The following is a 16654-nucleotide window of genomic DNA, read 5'->3' as shown; positions in this document are numbered from 1 at the left end:
GCCTTCTGGTGTAACCCAACAGGAAAGATCATGATGAGCCTGGCCGGTAAAAAAATCGTACTTGGCGTCAGTGGCGGTATTGCTGCGTACAAAACCCCTGAGCTGGTGCGTCGTTTACGGGAACGCGGCGCAGACGTCCGCGTGGCGATGACCGAAGCGGCAAAAGCCTTTATTACTCCCCTGAGCTTACAGGCAGTTTCGGGCTATCCGGTATCTGACAGCCTGCTCGACCCCGCTGCCGAAGCCGCGATGGGCCATATTGAGCTGGGGAAATGGGCCGATTTGGTTATCCTGGCCCCTGCGACGGCAGACCTGATTGCCCGCGTTGCCGCCGGTATGGCTAACGATCTGGTGTCTACGATTTGTCTGGCAACACCCGCGCCTGTTGCCGTGCTGCCGGCCATGAACCAGCAGATGTATCGCGCTGCCGCGACCCAGCACAATCTGGGCATTCTTGCTTCGCGCGGTTTGCTCATTTGGGGCCCTGACAGCGGTAGCCAGGCATGTGGTGATATCGGTCCTGGACGTATGCTGGATCCGTTAACGATTGTGGATATGGCGGCAGAACATTTTTCACCTGTCAACTCCCTGCAACATCTCAACATCATGATTACGGCGGGCCCGACGCGTGAACCGCTTGATCCCGTGCGATATATTTCCAACCACAGCTCCGGAAAAATGGGATTTGCTATCGCGGCCGCGGCCGCAAAGCGCGGAGCAAACGTCACGCTGGTGTCGGGTCCGGTTTCGTTACCCACACCGCCATTTGTCCAGCGCGTTGATGTGGTGACCGCACTGGAAATGGAAGCCGCCGTGCAATCTGCGGTGCAACAACAGCATATTTTTATCGGCTGCGCCGCAGTCGCGGATTACCGCGCTGAAACTGTCGCCCACGAAAAAATCAAAAAGCTGGCGACGCAGGGCGATGAATTAACAGTAAAAATGGTCAAAAACCCGGATATTATTGCCGGCGTTGCCGCACTGGATGCTAACCGTCCCTTTGTCGTTGGGTTTGCCGCCGAAACAAATAATGTGGAAGAATATGCCCGGCAAAAACGCCTCCGCAAAAACCTTGATGTGATCTGTGCAAACGATGTTTCGCTTTCTACTCAAGGATTTAACAGCGATAGCAACGCATTACACCTTTTTTGGCAGGATGGAGATAAAGTCTTACCGCTTGAGCGCAAAGAACTCCTGGGCCAATTATTACTCGACGAGATCGTGACCCGTTATGATGAAAAAAATCGACGTTAAAATTCTGGACCCGCGCGTAGGGAAACAATTTCCGCTCCCGACGTACGCCACCTCTGGTTCTGCCGGACTTGACCTGCGTGCCTGTCTTGATGACGCCGTAGAACTGGCGCCTGGCGCAACGACGCTGGTGCCAACTGGGTTAGCCATCCATATCGCCGATCCCTCACTGGCCGCGGTGATGTTGCCACGCTCTGGTCTGGGTCATAAGCACGGTATCGTACTGGGTAACCTGGTCGGTTTGATTGATTCCGACTATCAGGGCCAGCTGATGGTATCCATCTGGAACCGTGGCCAGGATAGCTTCACCATTGAACCAGGTGAACGTATTGCACAGATGGTCTTTGTACCGGTTGTGCAGGCTGAATTTAATCTGGTGGAAGAGTTTGAAGCCACCGATCGTGGCGAAGGCGGCTTCGGCCATTCCGGGCGCAAGTAACCCGTAAAGAAGCATCCCGTAGCGTAATAACGCAATAACATACCGCAAACAGTCGTTTGCGGTCGCTGTGTGGATGCCTGCCTGGCAAGTGCTTATTTTCAGGGGTATTTTGTAACATGGTAGAAAAGCAAACTGCGAAAAGGAATCGTCGCGAAGAAATACTTCAGTCGCTGGCGCTGATGCTGGAATCCAGTGATGGAAGCCAGCGTATCACGACAGCAAAACTGGCAGCCTCTGTGGGCGTTTCCGAAGCGGCATTGTATCGCCATTTTCCCAGCAAGACCCGCATGTTCGATAGCCTGATTGAGTTTATCGAAGATAGTCTGATTACCCGTATCAATCTGATCTTAAAAGATGAAAAGGACACCGGCGCACGTCTGCGTCTGATCGTTCTGCTGATTTTAGGGTTCGGTGAACGTAACCCCGGTCTGACGCGCATTCTGACCGGGCATGCGCTCATGTTTGAACAGGATCGTCTGCAAGGCCGTATTAACCAGCTTTTTGAACGTATTGAGGCACAGTTGCGCCAGGTTCTGCGAGAAAAAAGAATGCGTGAAGGCGAAGGTTACGCCGTAGATGAAACGCTGCTGGCCAGTCAGTTACTGGCTTTCTGTGAAGGTATGTTATCTCGTTTCGTGCGCAGCGAATTTAAATACCGTCCAACGGATGACTTTGACACCCGCTGGCCGTTGGTTGCCGCACAGTTGCAGTAACGACTTCGTTTTATCCGGCCTACGTAAGCCGTAGGCCCGGTAAGTGCGTAGGCCGGATAAGCGCAGCGCCATCCGGCAGTTCTTATACCCCAAACTCTTCGCGATACGCCCGTACTGCGGCCAGGTGTTCTGCCATTTCAGGTTTTTCTTCCAGATAAGCAATCAGATCTTTCAGGGTAATGATAGAAATCACCTTGCAACCATAATCGCGTTCCACTTCCTGAATCGCTGAAATTTCGCCGCGGCCGCGCTCCTGACGATCGAGAGAAATGAGTACCCCTGCCAACGTCGCGCCATTTGCCTGGATTATCTCCATGGATTCACGAATCGCAGTACCGGCAGTGATCACGTCATCCACCAGCATGACACGCCCCTCAAGTGCGCTACCGACCAGATTGCCACCTTCACCGTGGGTCTTCGCCTCTTTACGGTTAAAGCAGTACGGCAAATCTTTATCGTGGTGTTCAGCCAGCGCAACGGCCGTTGTAGTCGCAATCGGAATACCTTTGTACGCTGGGCCAAACAGCAAATCGAACTCAATACCGGAATCCACCAGCGCTTCAGCGTAAAAACGGCCTAACAGAGCCAGGTCGCGCCCGGTATTAAACAGTCCGGCGTTGAAGAAATAGGGGCTTTTACGCCCGGATTTCAGCGTAAACTCGCCAAACTTTAGTACCTGCTTGCTAAGCGCAAACTCAATAAACTGGCGCTGATACGGTTTCATGGATTCGCTCCTCATCTCACTTTATTACAGACAAAAAAAAGGCGACTCATCAGTCGCCTTTAAAATCAATTTTCTAACGCCGCCTTCTGCGTCGCTACAATGGATTCGATTCCCCCTCGGGCCAACGCCAGTAGGGTGAGAAGTTCTTCATGGCTGAATGGCTCGCCTTCCGCCGTGCCTTGTACTTCAATAATACGGCCGTCTTCAGTCATCACCACGTTCATGTCGGTTTCTGCGGCAGAATCTTCAACGTACTCGAGGTCACAGAGCGCTTCACCGTTAACAATCCCCACGGAAACCGCTGCAACCATCCCTTTCATCGGGTTAGTTTTCAGTTTACCGCTCGCGACCAGCTTGTTCAGCGCATCAGCTAACGCAACACATGCACCGGTAATTGATGCGGTGCGCGTACCGCCATCTGCCTGGATAACATCGCAATCCAGCGTAATGGTGAACTCACCGAGCGTCTTCAGATCAACAGCGGCGCGCAGCGCGCGAGCGATCAGACGCTGGATTTCCATGGTACGACCGCCCTGCTTACCTTTTGCCGCTTCACGGGCGTTACGGGTGTGCGTGGCGCGTGGCAGCATGCCATATTCTGCGGTGATCCAACCCTGGCCCTGACCTTTCAGAAAACGCGGTACGCCTTCATCAATAGAAGCGGTACACAGCACTTTGGTATCACCAAATTCGACCAGCACGGAGCCTTCAGCGTGTTTTGTATAATTACGGGTCAGGGTGACGGGACGCACCTGATTGGCACTACGACCTGCTGGACGCATGATAAAATCTCCGGCTTGAAACGAATGTGGCTGCGCATTATACGGACTTCCGACTGTTATTCCTATCCTGACAAGACGTGGATGGCTATAATCCTCCCATCTCATCTTTAAAAACAGGAACGTCTATGATCCGCAGCATGACCGCTTACGCCCGGCGTGAAATCAAGGGTGAATGGGGTAGCGCTACCTGGGAAATGCGCTCGGTAAACCAGCGTTATCTGGAAACTTATTTTCGCCTGCCGGAACAGTTCCGTAGTCTCGAACCCGTAGTTCGCGAACGTATTCGCACGCGTCTGACGCGCGGTAAAGTCGAATGTACGCTGCGTTTTGAGCCTGATGCCAGCGCTCAGGGCGAGCTGATTCTGAATGAAAAACTCGCTAAACAGCTCGTTAGCGCTGCTAACTGGGTCAAAATGCAGAGTGATGAAGGTGAAATTAACCCGGTTGATATCCTGCGTTGGCCTGGCGTAATGGCAGCCCAGGAGCAAGATCTGGACGCCATTGCCGCCGAAATCCTCGCCGCGCTTGACGGTACGCTGGATGACTTCGTCGTCGCGCGTGAAACCGAAGGTCAGGCGCTAAAAGCGCTGATCGAGCAGCGTCTGGAAGGCGTCAGCGCTGAAGTCACCAAAGTGCGCGCACATATGCCGGAAATCCTGCAATGGCAGCGCGAGCGTCTGGTAGCCAAACTGGAAGATGCTCAGGTGCAGCTGGAAAATAACCGCCTTGAGCAAGAGCTGGTGCTGATGGCACAGCGTATCGACGTGGCTGAGGAACTGGATCGCCTGGAAGCCCACGTCAAAGAAACCTACAACATCCTGAAGAAAAAAGAGGCCGTTGGCCGTCGTCTGGACTTCATGATGCAGGAATTCAACCGTGAGTCGAACACTCTGGCATCAAAGTCTATCAATGCCGAAGTGACTAATTCCGCGATTGAACTGAAGGTATTGATCGAGCAAATGCGCGAACAGATTCAGAATATCGAGTAAGTCACCATCTCACGTAGCCCGTCAATAAACGGCGGCGCTACGTGCCTTTCCCGACGCTTCAGTTCTCATCTATGCGACCAGAATTATATTTTCTCATCATTTATCATCACCACCCATATCACAAAGCGCATGCCATAACGTGTTTACAACAATTTCGCATTAGCTGTAGTTATTAAAATCACTTCACCTTAGAAAATCTCAATCGTGACAGTGCGCACAAATCGTTAACCTTAGCCCCCAGCAAATCAGGGGGAATACATGCTGTTACACGTTTTATATTTAATTGGTATTACTGCCGAAGCCATGACCGGTGCGCTTGCGGCTGGGCGTCGTCGTATGGATACATTTGGCGTCATTATCATTGCCACCGCGACAGCCATTGGCGGTGGTTCAGTACGCGATATTCTTCTCGGCCATTATCCGCTCGGCTGGGTAAAGCACCCTGAATACGTCATTATCGTAGCCACTGCCGCGGTACTGACCACCATTATTGCTCCCGTTATGCCCTATCTGCGTAAAATATTCCTCGTATTGGATGCGCTGGGCCTGGTGGTCTTTTCTATTATTGGCGCTCAGGTGGCGCTGGATATGGGCCATGGTCCGATTATCGCCGTGGTCGCTGCGGTCACTACCGGGGTTTTCGGCGGCGTATTACGCGATATGTTCTGTAAACGCATCCCGCTGGTGTTCCAGAAAGAACTGTATGCCGGCGTATCATTTGCCGCTGCCGTGCTGTACATCGTGCTGCAGCATTATGTCTCCAGCCACGATGTAGTAGTTATCTCCACCCTGCTTTTCGGCTTTACCGCCCGACTACTGGCGCTGCGCCTGAAGTTAGGTCTGCCGGTATTTTACTATCGCCATGAAGGCCATTAAGGCATAAAGCCCGCGATCCGCTGAGCAGCTAACCAGTTGCTCAGCGCTGTGATCTCCCTATTCTCCAGCCACTGCATCACCTGCCGAGCCCGCCGCTCCCCCATGAAAGGAAGCTGCCGCCAGCTTTGTTCATCGCGTTCTTGCAATTGCTGCCACGAACCATCCCTGCAGGCATTCAGCGTTGCCTGTGTTAACGGTATTCCCATGGCAATCACCCAGCGCGTGAACGGAAGATCGCGTGACAGGTTGAATTGATGCCATAACTTCTCCCCTTTGCTTACACCAAATGTGGATTGTAGTTGTTCCTGAGTTAGCCCGAGCCAGGAAAAGATATGCTCAAAGCGATACGCCTGGTGGAGCTCCCGCCATCCCGCCTCGCCGATGCCCTCGAGCCCTAAGACCTCTTTGGCCCCCAGCCAGACCAGCCTTGCGACAAACTGCGCATAACACTCCCGGGTAGCATAAAAACAGGTTAATGAATTGAAGCGACCCTCAGGTGGCGTTGGCTTAGTACGTTGAGTACTGCGCCAGACGACTTCGTCTATACGGGGGATCCCCTGCCCGGCAAGGCTTATCAGAATCTGATCGCCAGGTGCGATATCCCATTCATTCCAGCGTCGGACAGAGCCAATATTGACGCGCTGCACCCGCTTATCATCCAGCATGACGGGCTTCAACATAGCAACAACGGCAATTTTCCCGCTTTTGCCAACAGAGAACTGAATACCCGTCACCTCAGACACTATGGCCACGGGAGGATATTTCCACGCTGCCAGCCAGTCTCCCTGTCCAGGGAGCCAGTATCGCGCCTGCGGCTCTTTTCCCGTTCGCACAACTACGCCATCCGTCACAAAAGGTAATGCTGAACTCCACCAACTGGCGCGTGCTTGCTCGACATCATCTGCACTCTTCACGGCCCTGGTAAAATGTTGCGTAAAACTGAAACCGGCAGCAGTGAGTTGTTCCAGTCTTTCCGACATGGCAGCCGGTCCATCGGGCCACGCCCAGATAAAAATAGCCAGCGAGCGTAACATTTCCGGATTGCTCTGGCGCATCATCATTCCAGCAACTTTTGAACGGGCGTTCATTCCCCCTCTCTGCTGTTGGATATGCCCTTCCTGCTGTAAAAATATCTCACCCTGCAGAGTACTGTTAGCGAGCTGTCCCTTGGTGATATGGGGTACGGAAGGGATCTGAAGAACCTTTTGCGTCCAGTCTTCACCTTTCAGGCCGTTACCACGGCTAATCGCCCGGACCAAATTGCCATTGCGATAAACCAGCGTCACCGCCACACCATCCACCTTCGGCTGTACCCAGAGATCGCTGCGGGCTTTCATCCATTGCTGTAGCGCTTGCTTATCGGCAAGTTTTCGAACTCCCGTATGGGGAACAGGGTGCGAGACGGTGCCACTTATTGGGGGCGCAGACAGATCTGTTTTGGCTTCATCGCCAAAACAACGTTGCCATTGGATGAGTTGCGCATTGAGCTGGTCATAAACGCCGTCGTCTACGGCACTTTCACCCTGTTTCCAGTAACTGTCATTCCACTGTGTTATCTGCTGCTGTAGTCGTGAAATTTCCTCATTTGCCCGGGCAGGCGACCAGACGGGGCAAACCGCCCATACAGGTAAATTCCAGACCAGCAAAACCAGCCCTATGCATTTCCATGATCCCATGCTACCTCCGCTGAACACTGCATTTCCCGGCAGATATAGCGCGAAGTGAAAGGGAAGCAGAGCGGCAAATATTCACTCTGCGGGCAGCATTCCTGACATTTGCACGTATTGCTGCAAATCGCGGATAAAACAGGAAACTGGTACGCAAAACGCAATAAACATGCGCAAAAAGTGTGACAAAGGCTACGTAGCAAAGCGGCTACGTGTATAATAAGCCCGTATGTAGGCTCTCTTTCGACAATCACATACATTAAGATACTCATGGCTCAAGGCACGCTTTATATTGTTTCTGCCCCCAGTGGCGCGGGTAAATCCAGCCTGATTCAGGCTTTATTAAAGACCCAACCGTTGTATGACACCCAGGTTTCTGTTTCGCACACCACGCGCGCACCGCGACCGGGGGAAGTGCACGGTGAACACTATTTCTTTGTGAACCATGATGAATTCAGAACCATGATTGGCAGAGACGCGTTCCTGGAACACGCGGAGGTTTTCGGTAATTACTACGGCACCTCACGTGAAACCATTGAGCAAGTATTGGCATCCGGCGTAGACGTCTTTTTAGATATCGACTGGCAAGGTGCGCAGCAAATTCGTGAAAAAATGCCGCATGCGCGCAGTATTTTTATTTTGCCGCCATCTAAGATTGAGTTGGATCGCCGTCTGCGTGGCCGCGGTCAGGATAGCGAAGACGTGATCGCAAAACGTATGGCGCAAGCTGTTGCAGAAATGAGCCATTACGCCGAATATGATTATCTTATTGTGAACGATGATTTCGATACCGCCCTGGGCGATTTGAAAACCATCATTCGCGCCGAACGTCTGCGCATGAACCGCCAAAAGCAGCGTCATGACGCTTTAATCAGCAAACTGTTGGCAGACTGAACCCACATTCAGTATCATGCCCAGTCATTTCTTCACCTGTGGAGCATTTTAAGTATGGCACGCGTAACTGTTCAGGACGCTGTAGAGAAAATTGGTAACCGTTTTGACCTGGTACTGGTCGCCGCGCGTCGCGCTCGTCAGATGCAGGTAGGCGGAAAGGATCCGCTCGTACCGGAAGAAAACGATAAAACTACCGTTATCGCGCTGCGCGAAATCGAAGAAGGTCTGATCAACAACCAGATCCTCGACGTGCGTGAGCGCCAGGAACAGCAAGAGCAGGAAGCCGCTGAATTACAAGCCGTTACCGCTATTGCTGAAGGTCGTCGTTAATCACAAAGCGGGTCGCCCTTGTATCTGTTTGAAAGCCTGAATCAACTGATTCAAAACTACCTGCCGGAAGACCAGATTAAGCGTCTTCGGCAGGCGTATCTCGTTGCACGTGACGCTCACGAGGGCCAGACACGTTCAAGCGGTGAACCCTATATCACGCACCCGGTAGCGGTAGCCTGCATTCTGGCCGAGATGAAACTCGACTACGAAACGCTGATGGCTGCGCTGCTGCATGACGTGATTGAAGATACCCCAGCCACCTACCAGGACATGGAGCAGCTTTTTGGTAAAAGCGTTGCAGAGCTGGTAGAGGGGGTATCGAAGCTTGATAAGCTTAAGTTTCGCGATAAGAAAGAGGCGCAAGCTGAAAACTTTCGCAAGATGATTATGGCGATGGTGCAGGATATCCGCGTCATTCTCATCAAACTTGCTGACCGTACCCACAATATGCGCACGCTGGGCTCATTACGCCCGGACAAGCGTCGCCGCATCGCCCGTGAAACCCTCGAAATCTATAGTCCGCTGGCACACCGTTTAGGTATTCATCACATTAAAACCGAGCTGGAAGAGCTGGGTTTTGAAGCGCTGTACCCGAACCGCTATCGCGTGATTAAAGAAGTGGTTAAAGCCGCTCGCGGTAACCGTAAAGAGATGATCCAAAAAATCCTCTCGGAAATCGAAGGGCGTTTGCAAGAGGCAGGCATTCCGTGTCGCGTAAGCGGGCGTGAGAAGCACCTGTACTCTATCTACTGCAAAATGGTGCTCAAAGAGCAGCGTTTTCACTCCATCATGGATATCTACGCTTTTCGCGTTATCGTTCATGATTCCGATACCTGCTATCGCGTACTCGGCCAGATGCATAGCCTGTACAAACCACGTCCTGGTCGCGTGAAAGACTATATCGCCATTCCAAAAGCGAACGGATATCAGTCTTTGCACACCTCAATGATCGGCCCTCACGGCGTTCCGGTTGAAGTACAGATTCGTACTGAAGACATGGACCAGATGGCAGAGATGGGTGTCGCAGCGCACTGGGCTTACAAAGAACACGGCGGCGAAAGCAGCACCACTGCGCAAATCCGCGCTCAGCGCTGGATGCAAAGCCTGCTGGAACTGCAGCAGAGCGCCGGTAGCTCATTTGAATTTATTGAAAGCGTCAAATCTGATCTCTTCCCGGATGAGATTTATGTTTTCACACCGGAAGGGCGCATTGTCGAACTGCCCGCTGGTGCAACGCCTGTCGACTTCGCCTACGCCGTGCATACCGATATCGGTCACGCCTGCGTCGGCGCGCGCGTCGACAGACAGCCTTACCCGCTTTCACAACCGCTCTTTAGCGGTCAGACAGTTGAGATTATTACCGCCCCGGGTGCGCGCCCGAATGCAGCATGGCTCAACTTCGTCGTCAGTTCGAAAGCGCGCGCCAAAATTCGCCAGTTGCTGAAAAACCTCAAGCGCGATGATTCCGTGAGTCTGGGTCGTCGACTGCTCAACCATGCACTGGGCGGTAGCCGTAAACTGGCTGAGATCCCGCCAGAGAGCATCCAGCGTGAGCTTGAGCGCATGAAGCTCGCCACGCTTGACGATCTGCTCGCAGAAATCGGTCTGGGTAACGCCATGAGCGTGGTGGTAGCGAAAAACCTCCAGCAGGGCGAAGCAACAGCGAACGTCCCAGCACAATCTGGCCATGGTCATCTGCCGATCAAAGGCGCAGACGGCGTGCTGATCACCTTCGCGAAATGCTGCCGTCCAATTCCAGGCGATCCCATCATTGCCCACGTCAGTCCGGGCAAAGGTCTGGTGATTCACCATGAGTCCTGCCGTAATATTCGTGGCTACCAGAAAGAGCCAGAGAAATTTATGGCGGTGGAATGGGATAAAGAAACAGAGCAGGAATTCATCACCGAGATTAAGGTGGATATGTTTAACCACCAGGGTGCTCTGGCGAACCTGACGGCGGCAATTAACACGACCACCTCCAATATTCAAAGTTTGAATACGGAAGAGAAAGATGGCCGCGTTTATAGCGCCTTTATTCGCCTGACCGCTCGCGATCGCGTGCACCTGGCGAATATCATGCGCAAAATTCGCGTCATGCCGGACGTGATAAAAGTCACCCGTAACCGAAACTAATTTTCTACACGAAATCATTCGAATTGCATCAAGGCGGCAAACGAATGAATCCCCATGAGCGTACTAAAGTACGTGATTGGGGTGAGTGAGAGCAGCTAACGCCGAGGCAATTTGAAGGATGATGTGTATATGAATGAACAGCGCTATGCACGTATCCGCGAGATGCTCGCACGTCGTCAGCCCGATCTGACCGTCTGCATGGAGCAGGTTCACAAACCTCATAACGTTTCTGCGATTATTCGTACTGCAGATGCGGTCGGCGTGCATGAAGTCCACGCCGTCTGGCCGGGTAGTCGTATGCGCACCATGGCCTCTTCTGCCGCAGGCAGCAACAGTTGGGTGCAGGTGAAAACTCACCTTACCATTGGCGATGCGGTCACACATTTAAAAAGCCAGGGCATGCAGGTCCTGGCAACCCATCTGTCAGATAAAGCCGTGGATTTTCGCGAGATTGATTACACGCGTCCCACCTGCATCCTGATGGGCCAGGAGAAAACCGGCATCACTCAGGAAGCGTTGGATCTGGCTGATCAGGACATCATCATTCCCATGACTGGCATGGTGCAGTCGCTGAACGTTTCGGTCGCCTCCGCGCTGATTCTGTACGAAGCACAGCGCCAGCGGCAAAACGCTGGGATGTACCGACGAGAAAACAGCATGCTGCCACAAGACGAGCAGCAGCGCTTACTGTTTGAAGGCGGCTATCCGGTGCTGGCGAATGTCGCTAAGCGCAAAGGCCTTCCCTACCCTCACGTAAACACGCAGGGCGAAATTGAAGCCGATGCAACGTGGTGGGCCACTATGCAGTCTGCGAGATAAACGCGATGAAAGGCCGTTTACTGGATGCCATCCCACTCAACTCTCTGACCGGCGTTGGCGCAGCGCAAAGCAGTAAACTGGCGAAAATTGGCCTGCACACCGTACAGGACCTCCTGCTACACCTCCCCCTGCGTTACGAAGACCGTACCCATCTGTACCCAATTGGCGAACTGCTGCCGGGCGTCTATGCCACCGTTGAAGGCGAAGTGCTGAACTGCAATATCACCTTCGGCGGTCGCCGGATGATGACCTGTCAGATCAGCGATGGTTCCGGCATTCTCACCATGCGCTTTTTCAATTTCAGCGCAGCAATGAAAAACAGTCTCGCCACCGGGCGTCGGGTACTGGCCTATGGCGAAGCCAAACGCGGGAAATACGGCGCAGAGATGATCCACCCGGAATACCGCGTGCAGGGCGATCTCAGCACGCCGGAATTGCAGGAAACTCTCACTCCGGTTTACCCGACAACCGAAGGCGTGAAGCAGGCCACGCTGCGCAAGCTGACCGATCAGGCACTGGATCTGCTCGATACCTGCGCCATTGCCGAACTGCTGCCACCAGAGCTGTTACAGGGCATGATGAGCCTGCCCGAAGCACTGCGCACGTTGCACCGCCCCCCACCGTCGCTGCAACTCAGCGATCTGGAAACAGGACAACATCCGGCGCAGCGACGTCTGATTCTCGAAGAACTGCTCGCACATAACCTCAGCATGCTGGCATTACGCGCCGGGGCGCAGCGTTTTCATGCCCAGCCGTTAAGTGCTAACAACGCGCTAAAAGATAAGCTGTTGGCAGCATTGCCGTTCAAACCTACTGGCGCGCAAGCCCGCGTCACCGCGGAGATAGAACGCGACATGGCGCTGGATGTGCCGATGATGCGCCTGGTGCAGGGCGATGTCGGCTCCGGTAAAACCCTGGTTGCAGCGTTAGCCGCCCTGCGAGCTATCGCACATGGTAAGCAGGTTGCGCTGATGGCCCCCACCGAATTATTGGCTGAACAACATGCGAATAACTTCCGCAGCTGGTTCGCGCCACTGGGCGTTGAAGTGGGCTGGCTGGCGGGCAAACAGAAAGGCAAAGCGCGTCTGGCGCAACAGGAAGCCATCGCCAGCGGTCAGGTGCAGATGATTGTCGGTACTCATGCAATTTTCCAGGAACAGGTTCAGTTCAACGGTCTGGCACTGGTTATCATCGACGAACAGCACCGCTTCGGGGTGCATCAACGTCTGGCGCTGTGGGAAAAAGGTCAGCAGCAGGGTTTCCACCCGCACCAGCTCATCATGACCGCCACGCCGATTCCGCGCACCCTGGCGATGACGGCCTATGCTGACCTCGACACATCGGTCATTGACGAACTGCCTCCGGGACGTACGCCGGTCACCACGGTCGCCATTCCGGATACCCGCCGCAGCGATATTATTGATCGCGTGCGCAACGCCTGTACCCACGAAGCGCGCCAGGCATACTGGGTCTGTACGCTGATTGAAGAGTCTGATCTGTTAGAAGCTCAGGCAGCAGAAGCAACGTGGGAAGAGCTTAAGATTGCGCTGCCAGAACTCAATATTGGCCTGGTACACGGCCGTATGAAGCCCGCCGAGAAGCAGTCAGTAATGGCGGCCTTTAAGCAGGGTGAACTGCATCTGTTGGTTGCCACCACGGTGATTGAAGTGGGCGTGGACGTGCCAAACGCCAGCCTGATGATTATTGAAAACCCGGAGCGCCTGGGCCTGGCCCAGCTGCATCAACTACGTGGCCGCGTAGGTCGTGGCGCGGTGGCCTCCCACTGCGTCCTGCTGTACAAATCACCGCTGTCAAAAACTGCGCAAAAACGCCTGCAGGTTCTGCGCGACAGCAACGACGGATTCGTGATTGCGCAAAAAGATTTAGAGATCCGCGGCCCCGGCGAGCTGTTAGGTACTCGCCAGACCGGAACGGCAGAATTCAAGGTCGCAGATTTACTGCGTGATCAGGCGATTATCCCGGAAGTTCAGCGCATTGCTCGCCATATTCACGAACGTTATCCGCAACAGGCCGTGGCGCTAATAGAGCGCTGGATGCCGGAAACCGAACGCTACTCCAACGCATAGTCGATTCATAGCGGCGGCGGATGTTACCCCGCCGCACAGCCGTTATTGCGCAAAAATCGGTAACAGCAGATACAGCTTAATCACCAGTGCGTTGACGATATCGATAAAGAATGCCCCCACCATCGGCACCACCAGAAACGCCATATGGGATGGCCCAAAGCGTTCGGTAATCGCCTGCATGTTGGCAATCGCCGTCGGCGTCGCGCCGAGGCCAAAACCGCAGTGTCCGGCAGCCAGCACAGCGGCATCGTAGTTCTTACCCATCATGCGCCAGGTAACGAATATCGCATACAGCGCCATGAAAATGGTCTGCACAACCAGGATTGCCAGCATCGGCAAGGCCAGAGAAGCCAGCTCCCACAGCTTCAGGCTCATCAGCGCCATCGCCAGGAACAGCGACAGGCTAACGTTACCCAGCACAGAAACCGCACGCTCGAACACCCGATAAAAGCCCAGTAGTGCCAGACCGTTACTGAGGATCACCCCAACAAACAGCACGCAAACGAAGGTCGGCAGTTCCAGCACCGTTCCAACCAGCATTTGCGCAACGATTTTACCCACCGTCAGACAGATAGCGATCAGCGCGATGGTTTCAATCAACACCAGTGAGGTGATCATGCGCCCAACGTCCGGCTTTTCAAATGCGGTCGGCACAGCCTGATCGTCCGGCATACCGTCTGGCGTGGTGGAGTGTTTGACCAGATAGCGCGCCACCGGACCGCCAATCAGCCCACCCAGCACCAGGCCAAACGTTGCGCAAGCCATCGCCACTTCAGTCGCATTGGTGAAGCCATAACGTTCAATAAACAGCTTGCTCCATGCTGCCCCGGTTCCATGTCCACCAGAGAGGGTGATCGAGCCAGCGATCAGACCCATCAGCGGGTCCAGACCCAGCAGGGTCGCCATACCAATACCGATTGCGTTTTGCATCAGCAACAGGCCAACAACCACAATCAGAAAAATACCCACCACGCGGCCGCCAGCACGCAAACTTGCGATATTGGCGTTCAGACCGATAGTGGCGAAGAAGGCCAGCATCAACGGATCACGCAGGGTCATATCGAAGTTAACTTCCCAACCCATGCTTTTTTTCAGCACCAGCAGCGCAATCGCCACCAGCAGGCCGCCCGCTACGGGTTCGGGAATGGTGTATTTTTTCAGGAAGGAAACAGACTGGACGAGCTTACGTCCCAGCAGCAACACAAGGGTTGCCGCAACCAGCGTTGATAACGTATCGAGATAAAACATTTACAGCTCCATTAGTGCGTTTAGCACAATCACGCACGATGCATTCCAGACCGATTTTTAGCTCTTATTGAGTTTTCGGGGTGGATTTTAAGCAGAAAATGATGAAAAGTTATATAAAAATGTTTGTTTATCCGTTTTAAATATTAAAAACACCTGCTAGCAAACGTTTGCTTTTCTGCCCTGGTCAGATAAAATCACCGCTTTTCCACCATGGGATTGCCTCTGATGTCCGTTAACGCCGTAGAGTCAACAAATGCGCAACCGGTTGCGCAGACTCACAACAGTGAACTGATTTACCGTCTTGAAGATCGCCCCCCGTTAGCCCAGACCTTGTTTGCCGCCTGTCAGCATCTGCTGGCCATGTTCGTCGCGGTAATTACTCCCGCTCTGTTAATTTGCCAGGCGCTTGGTTTACCGGCTCAGGATACTCAACACATTATCAGTATGTCGCTGTTCGCCTCCGGTGTAGCTTCTATCATTCAGATCAAAGCCTGGGGGCCGGTAGGCTCAGGGCTGCTATCCATTCAGGGCACCAGCTTTAACTTTGTTGCGCCACTGATTATGGGCGGTACGGCGCTAAAAACCGGTGGCGCAGATGTCCCAACCATGATGGCGGCGCTGTTCGGTACGTTGATGCTGGCAAGCTGCACCGAGATGGTTATCTCACGCGTACTGCATTTGGCGCGGCGGATCATTACCCCATTGGTCTCAGGCGTGGTGGTGATGATTATCGGCCTGTCGCTGATTCAGGTGGGTCTGACATCAATTGGTGGTGGCTATGCCGCAATGAGCGACAACACCTTTGGTGCACCGAAGAATTTACTGTTGGCAGGCGTGGTGCTGGCACTAATCATCCTGCTTAACCGTCAACGCAACCCTTACCTGCGTGTTGCGTCATTGGTGATTGCGATGGCGGCAGGCTATCTGCTGGCCTGGTTTATGGACATGCTGCCGCAAAATACCGCACCGGTAAGCCAGGACCTGCTAATGGTGCCAACGCCGCTGTATTATGGCTTGGGTATCGACTGGAGTTTACTGCTGCCGCTGATGCTGGTCTTTATGATCACCTCGCTGGAAACCATCGGCGATATTACGGCCACCTCTGATGTCTCCGAGCAGCCGGTTTCTGGTCCGCTGTATATGAAACGCCTGAAAGGCGGCGTGCTGGCGAACGGTCTGAACTCGTTTGTTTCCGCTGTGTTCAACACCTTCCCGAACTCCTGTTTTGGACAGAACAACGGGGTTATTCAGTTAACGGGCGTTGCCAGCCGCTACGTCGGTTTTGTGGTGGCGCTGATGTTGATCGCGCTGGGCCTGTTCCCGGCGGTCAGCGGTTTTGTACAGCATATTCCTGAGCCAGTACTGGGCGGGGCAACGCTGGTAATGTTCGGTACTATCGCCGCATCCGGCGTGCGTATTGTGTCCCGCGAGCCGCTGAACCGTCGCGCGATTCTGATTATCGCGCTGTCGCTGGCCGTCGGCCTGGGCGTCTCCCAGCAGCCGTTGATCCTGCAGTTCGCCCCGGACTGGGTGAAAAACCTGCTCTCTTCCGGCATTGCCGCAGGCGGTATTACCGCTATCGTTCTGAACCTGGTGTTCCCACCAGAAAAGCAATAAGCAAAATGCGGCGTTGATTCAGAATCAACGCCGTTGTAACGCTCTTTCACCATTCCCGCCTTGAGCATTGCGTCTAAATCGTGCA

Annotated in this window: 15 protein-coding genes; 11 read left to right on the top strand and 4 right to left on the bottom strand. The window is 53.7% G+C overall.

The window, feature by feature from the left end; all coding sequences use genetic code 11:
- The first annotated feature begins 33 nt into the window (after positions 1-33).
- The 3 genes from coaBC (at position 34) to slmA (ending at position 2403) form a co-directional block, all read left to right on the top strand.
- The gene (coaBC, locus tag G8S19_RS00430) at positions 34-1254 is read left to right on the top strand and encodes a bifunctional phosphopantothenoylcysteine decarboxylase/phosphopantothenate--cysteine ligase CoaBC (protein ID WP_253686658.1); all 1221 of its coding nucleotides are present in this window, start codon (positions 34-36) and stop codon (positions 1252-1254) included.
- Positions 1232-1690, top strand: a complete 459-nt coding sequence (gene dut / locus G8S19_RS00425) for a dUTP diphosphatase (protein ID WP_061066835.1) — start codon at positions 1232-1234, stop codon at positions 1688-1690. Before coaBC ends, dut begins: the two co-directional genes overlap by 23 nt.
- Positions 1691-1806: 116 nt before the next feature.
- A complete protein-coding gene (gene slmA / locus G8S19_RS00420; protein ID WP_048213722.1) occupies positions 1807-2403 on the top strand; it encodes a nucleoid occlusion factor SlmA in 597 nt (198 codons plus the stop codon).
- Between the two features lie 82 nt (positions 2404-2485).
- On the opposite strand, the gene pyrE is transcribed toward slmA, so the two are convergent.
- Positions 2486-3127 (bottom strand): orotate phosphoribosyltransferase, encoded by a 642-nt coding sequence (pyrE, locus tag G8S19_RS00415; RefSeq protein WP_061066836.1) that lies wholly within the window; start codon positions 3125-3127, stop codon positions 2486-2488.
- A gap of 65 nt (positions 3128-3192) precedes the next feature.
- Positions 3193-3909 (bottom strand): ribonuclease PH, encoded by a 717-nt coding sequence (gene rph, locus G8S19_RS00410; RefSeq protein WP_003024054.1) that lies wholly within the window; start codon positions 3907-3909, stop codon positions 3193-3195.
- Positions 3910-4034: 125 nt separating this feature from the next.
- Here rph and G8S19_RS00405 point away from each other — a divergent pair, with 125 nt between their 5' ends.
- Both G8S19_RS00405 and G8S19_RS00400 read left to right on the top strand, forming a co-directional pair.
- Positions 4035-4898 (top strand): YicC/YloC family endoribonuclease, encoded by an 864-nt coding sequence (locus tag G8S19_RS00405; protein ID WP_005122606.1) that lies wholly within the window; start codon positions 4035-4037, stop codon positions 4896-4898.
- Between the two features lie 258 nt (positions 4899-5156).
- Complete coding sequence (locus G8S19_RS00400) at positions 5157-5774, top strand: trimeric intracellular cation channel family protein (RefSeq protein WP_003024049.1); 618 nt, start codon at positions 5157-5159, stop codon at positions 5772-5774.
- Here G8S19_RS00400 and ligB read toward each other — a convergent pair.
- On the bottom strand, positions 5771-7450 hold the full coding sequence (gene ligB / locus G8S19_RS00395) for an NAD-dependent DNA ligase LigB (protein WP_124021908.1): 1680 nt from the start codon (positions 7448-7450) through the stop codon (positions 5771-5773). The two genes, G8S19_RS00400 and ligB, sit on opposite strands and share 4 nt — an antisense overlap.
- 261 nt (positions 7451-7711) lie before the next feature.
- On the opposite strand from ligB, the gene gmk reads away from it, so the two are divergent.
- The 5 genes from gmk to recG all read left to right on the top strand — a co-directional run bounded on the left by gmk (position 7712) and on the right by recG (position 13704).
- The gene (gene gmk, locus G8S19_RS00390) at positions 7712-8335 is read left to right on the top strand and encodes a guanylate kinase (RefSeq protein WP_124021907.1); all 624 of its coding nucleotides are present in this window, start codon (positions 7712-7714) and stop codon (positions 8333-8335) included.
- Between the two features lie 54 nt (positions 8336-8389).
- Positions 8390-8665: a DNA-directed RNA polymerase subunit omega gene (gene rpoZ / locus G8S19_RS00385; protein ID WP_000135058.1), complete on the top strand. Its 276-nt coding sequence runs from the start codon at positions 8390-8392 to the stop codon at positions 8663-8665.
- A gap of 18 nt (positions 8666-8683) precedes the next feature.
- Positions 8684-10798, top strand: coding sequence for a bifunctional GTP diphosphokinase/guanosine-3',5'-bis pyrophosphate 3'-pyrophosphohydrolase (spoT, locus tag G8S19_RS00380; RefSeq protein ID WP_003024038.1), 2115 nt, complete (start codon positions 8684-8686; stop codon positions 10796-10798).
- A gap of 129 nt (positions 10799-10927) precedes the next feature.
- Complete coding sequence (gene trmH / locus G8S19_RS00375; protein ID WP_061066857.1) at positions 10928-11617, top strand: tRNA (guanosine(18)-2'-O)-methyltransferase TrmH; 690 nt, start codon at positions 10928-10930, stop codon at positions 11615-11617.
- A gap of 5 nt (positions 11618-11622) precedes the next feature.
- Positions 11623-13704, top strand: coding sequence for an ATP-dependent DNA helicase RecG (gene recG / locus G8S19_RS00370; RefSeq protein ID WP_003837591.1), 2082 nt, complete (start codon positions 11623-11625; stop codon positions 13702-13704).
- Between the two features lie 42 nt (positions 13705-13746).
- Here recG and gltS read toward each other — a convergent pair whose 3' ends face one another.
- Complete coding sequence (gltS, locus tag G8S19_RS00365) at positions 13747-14952, bottom strand: sodium/glutamate symporter (RefSeq protein ID WP_003024029.1); 1206 nt, start codon at positions 14950-14952, stop codon at positions 13747-13749.
- Positions 14953-15177: 225 nt separating this feature from the next.
- Here gltS and xanP point away from each other — a divergent pair, with 225 nt between their 5' ends.
- Complete coding sequence (gene xanP, locus G8S19_RS00360) at positions 15178-16569, top strand: xanthine/proton symporter XanP (protein WP_003024026.1); 1392 nt, start codon at positions 15178-15180, stop codon at positions 16567-16569.
- Positions 16570-16654 lie beyond the last annotated feature (85 nt).

The sequence above is a fragment of the Citrobacter sp. SX206 genome (assembly GCF_024181025.1).
GTDB lineage: Bacteria > Pseudomonadota > Gammaproteobacteria > Enterobacterales > Enterobacteriaceae > Citrobacter > Citrobacter youngae.
The sequence above is the reverse complement of the archived record's forward strand: the minus strand, read 5'-3'. Positions and strand labels throughout refer to the sequence as shown.

Coding starts and splice junctions, on each gene's coding strand:
- coaBC (WP_253686658.1), top strand. CDS start 34: ATGAGCCTGGCCGGTAAAAAAATCGTACTTGGCGTCAGTGGCGGTATT.
- dut (WP_061066835.1), top strand. CDS start 1,232: ATGATGAAAAAAATCGACGTTAAAATTCTGGACCCGCGCGTAGGGAAA.
- slmA (WP_048213722.1), top strand. CDS start 1,807: ATGGTAGAAAAGCAAACTGCGAAAAGGAATCGTCGCGAAGAAATACTT.
- pyrE (WP_061066836.1), bottom strand. CDS start 3,127: ATGAAACCGTATCAGCGCCAGTTTATTGAGTTTGCGCTTAGCAAGCAG.
- rph (WP_003024054.1), bottom strand. CDS start 3,909: ATGCGTCCAGCAGGTCGTAGTGCCAATCAGGTGCGTCCCGTCACCCTG.
- G8S19_RS00405 (WP_005122606.1), top strand. CDS start 4,035: ATGATCCGCAGCATGACCGCTTACGCCCGGCGTGAAATCAAGGGTGAA.
- G8S19_RS00400 (WP_003024049.1), top strand. CDS start 5,157: ATGCTGTTACACGTTTTATATTTAATTGGTATTACTGCCGAAGCCATG.
- ligB (WP_124021908.1), bottom strand. CDS start 7,450: ATGGGATCATGGAAATGCATAGGGCTGGTTTTGCTGGTCTGGAATTTA.
- gmk (WP_124021907.1), top strand. CDS start 7,712: ATGGCTCAAGGCACGCTTTATATTGTTTCTGCCCCCAGTGGCGCGGGT.
- rpoZ (WP_000135058.1), top strand. CDS start 8,390: ATGGCACGCGTAACTGTTCAGGACGCTGTAGAGAAAATTGGTAACCGT.
- trmH (WP_061066857.1), top strand. CDS start 10,928: ATGAATGAACAGCGCTATGCACGTATCCGCGAGATGCTCGCACGTCGT.
- recG (WP_003837591.1), top strand. CDS start 11,623: ATGAAAGGCCGTTTACTGGATGCCATCCCACTCAACTCTCTGACCGGC.
- gltS (WP_003024029.1), bottom strand. CDS start 14,952: ATGTTTTATCTCGATACGTTATCAACGCTGGTTGCGGCAACCCTTGTG.
- xanP (WP_003024026.1), top strand. CDS start 15,178: ATGTCCGTTAACGCCGTAGAGTCAACAAATGCGCAACCGGTTGCGCAG.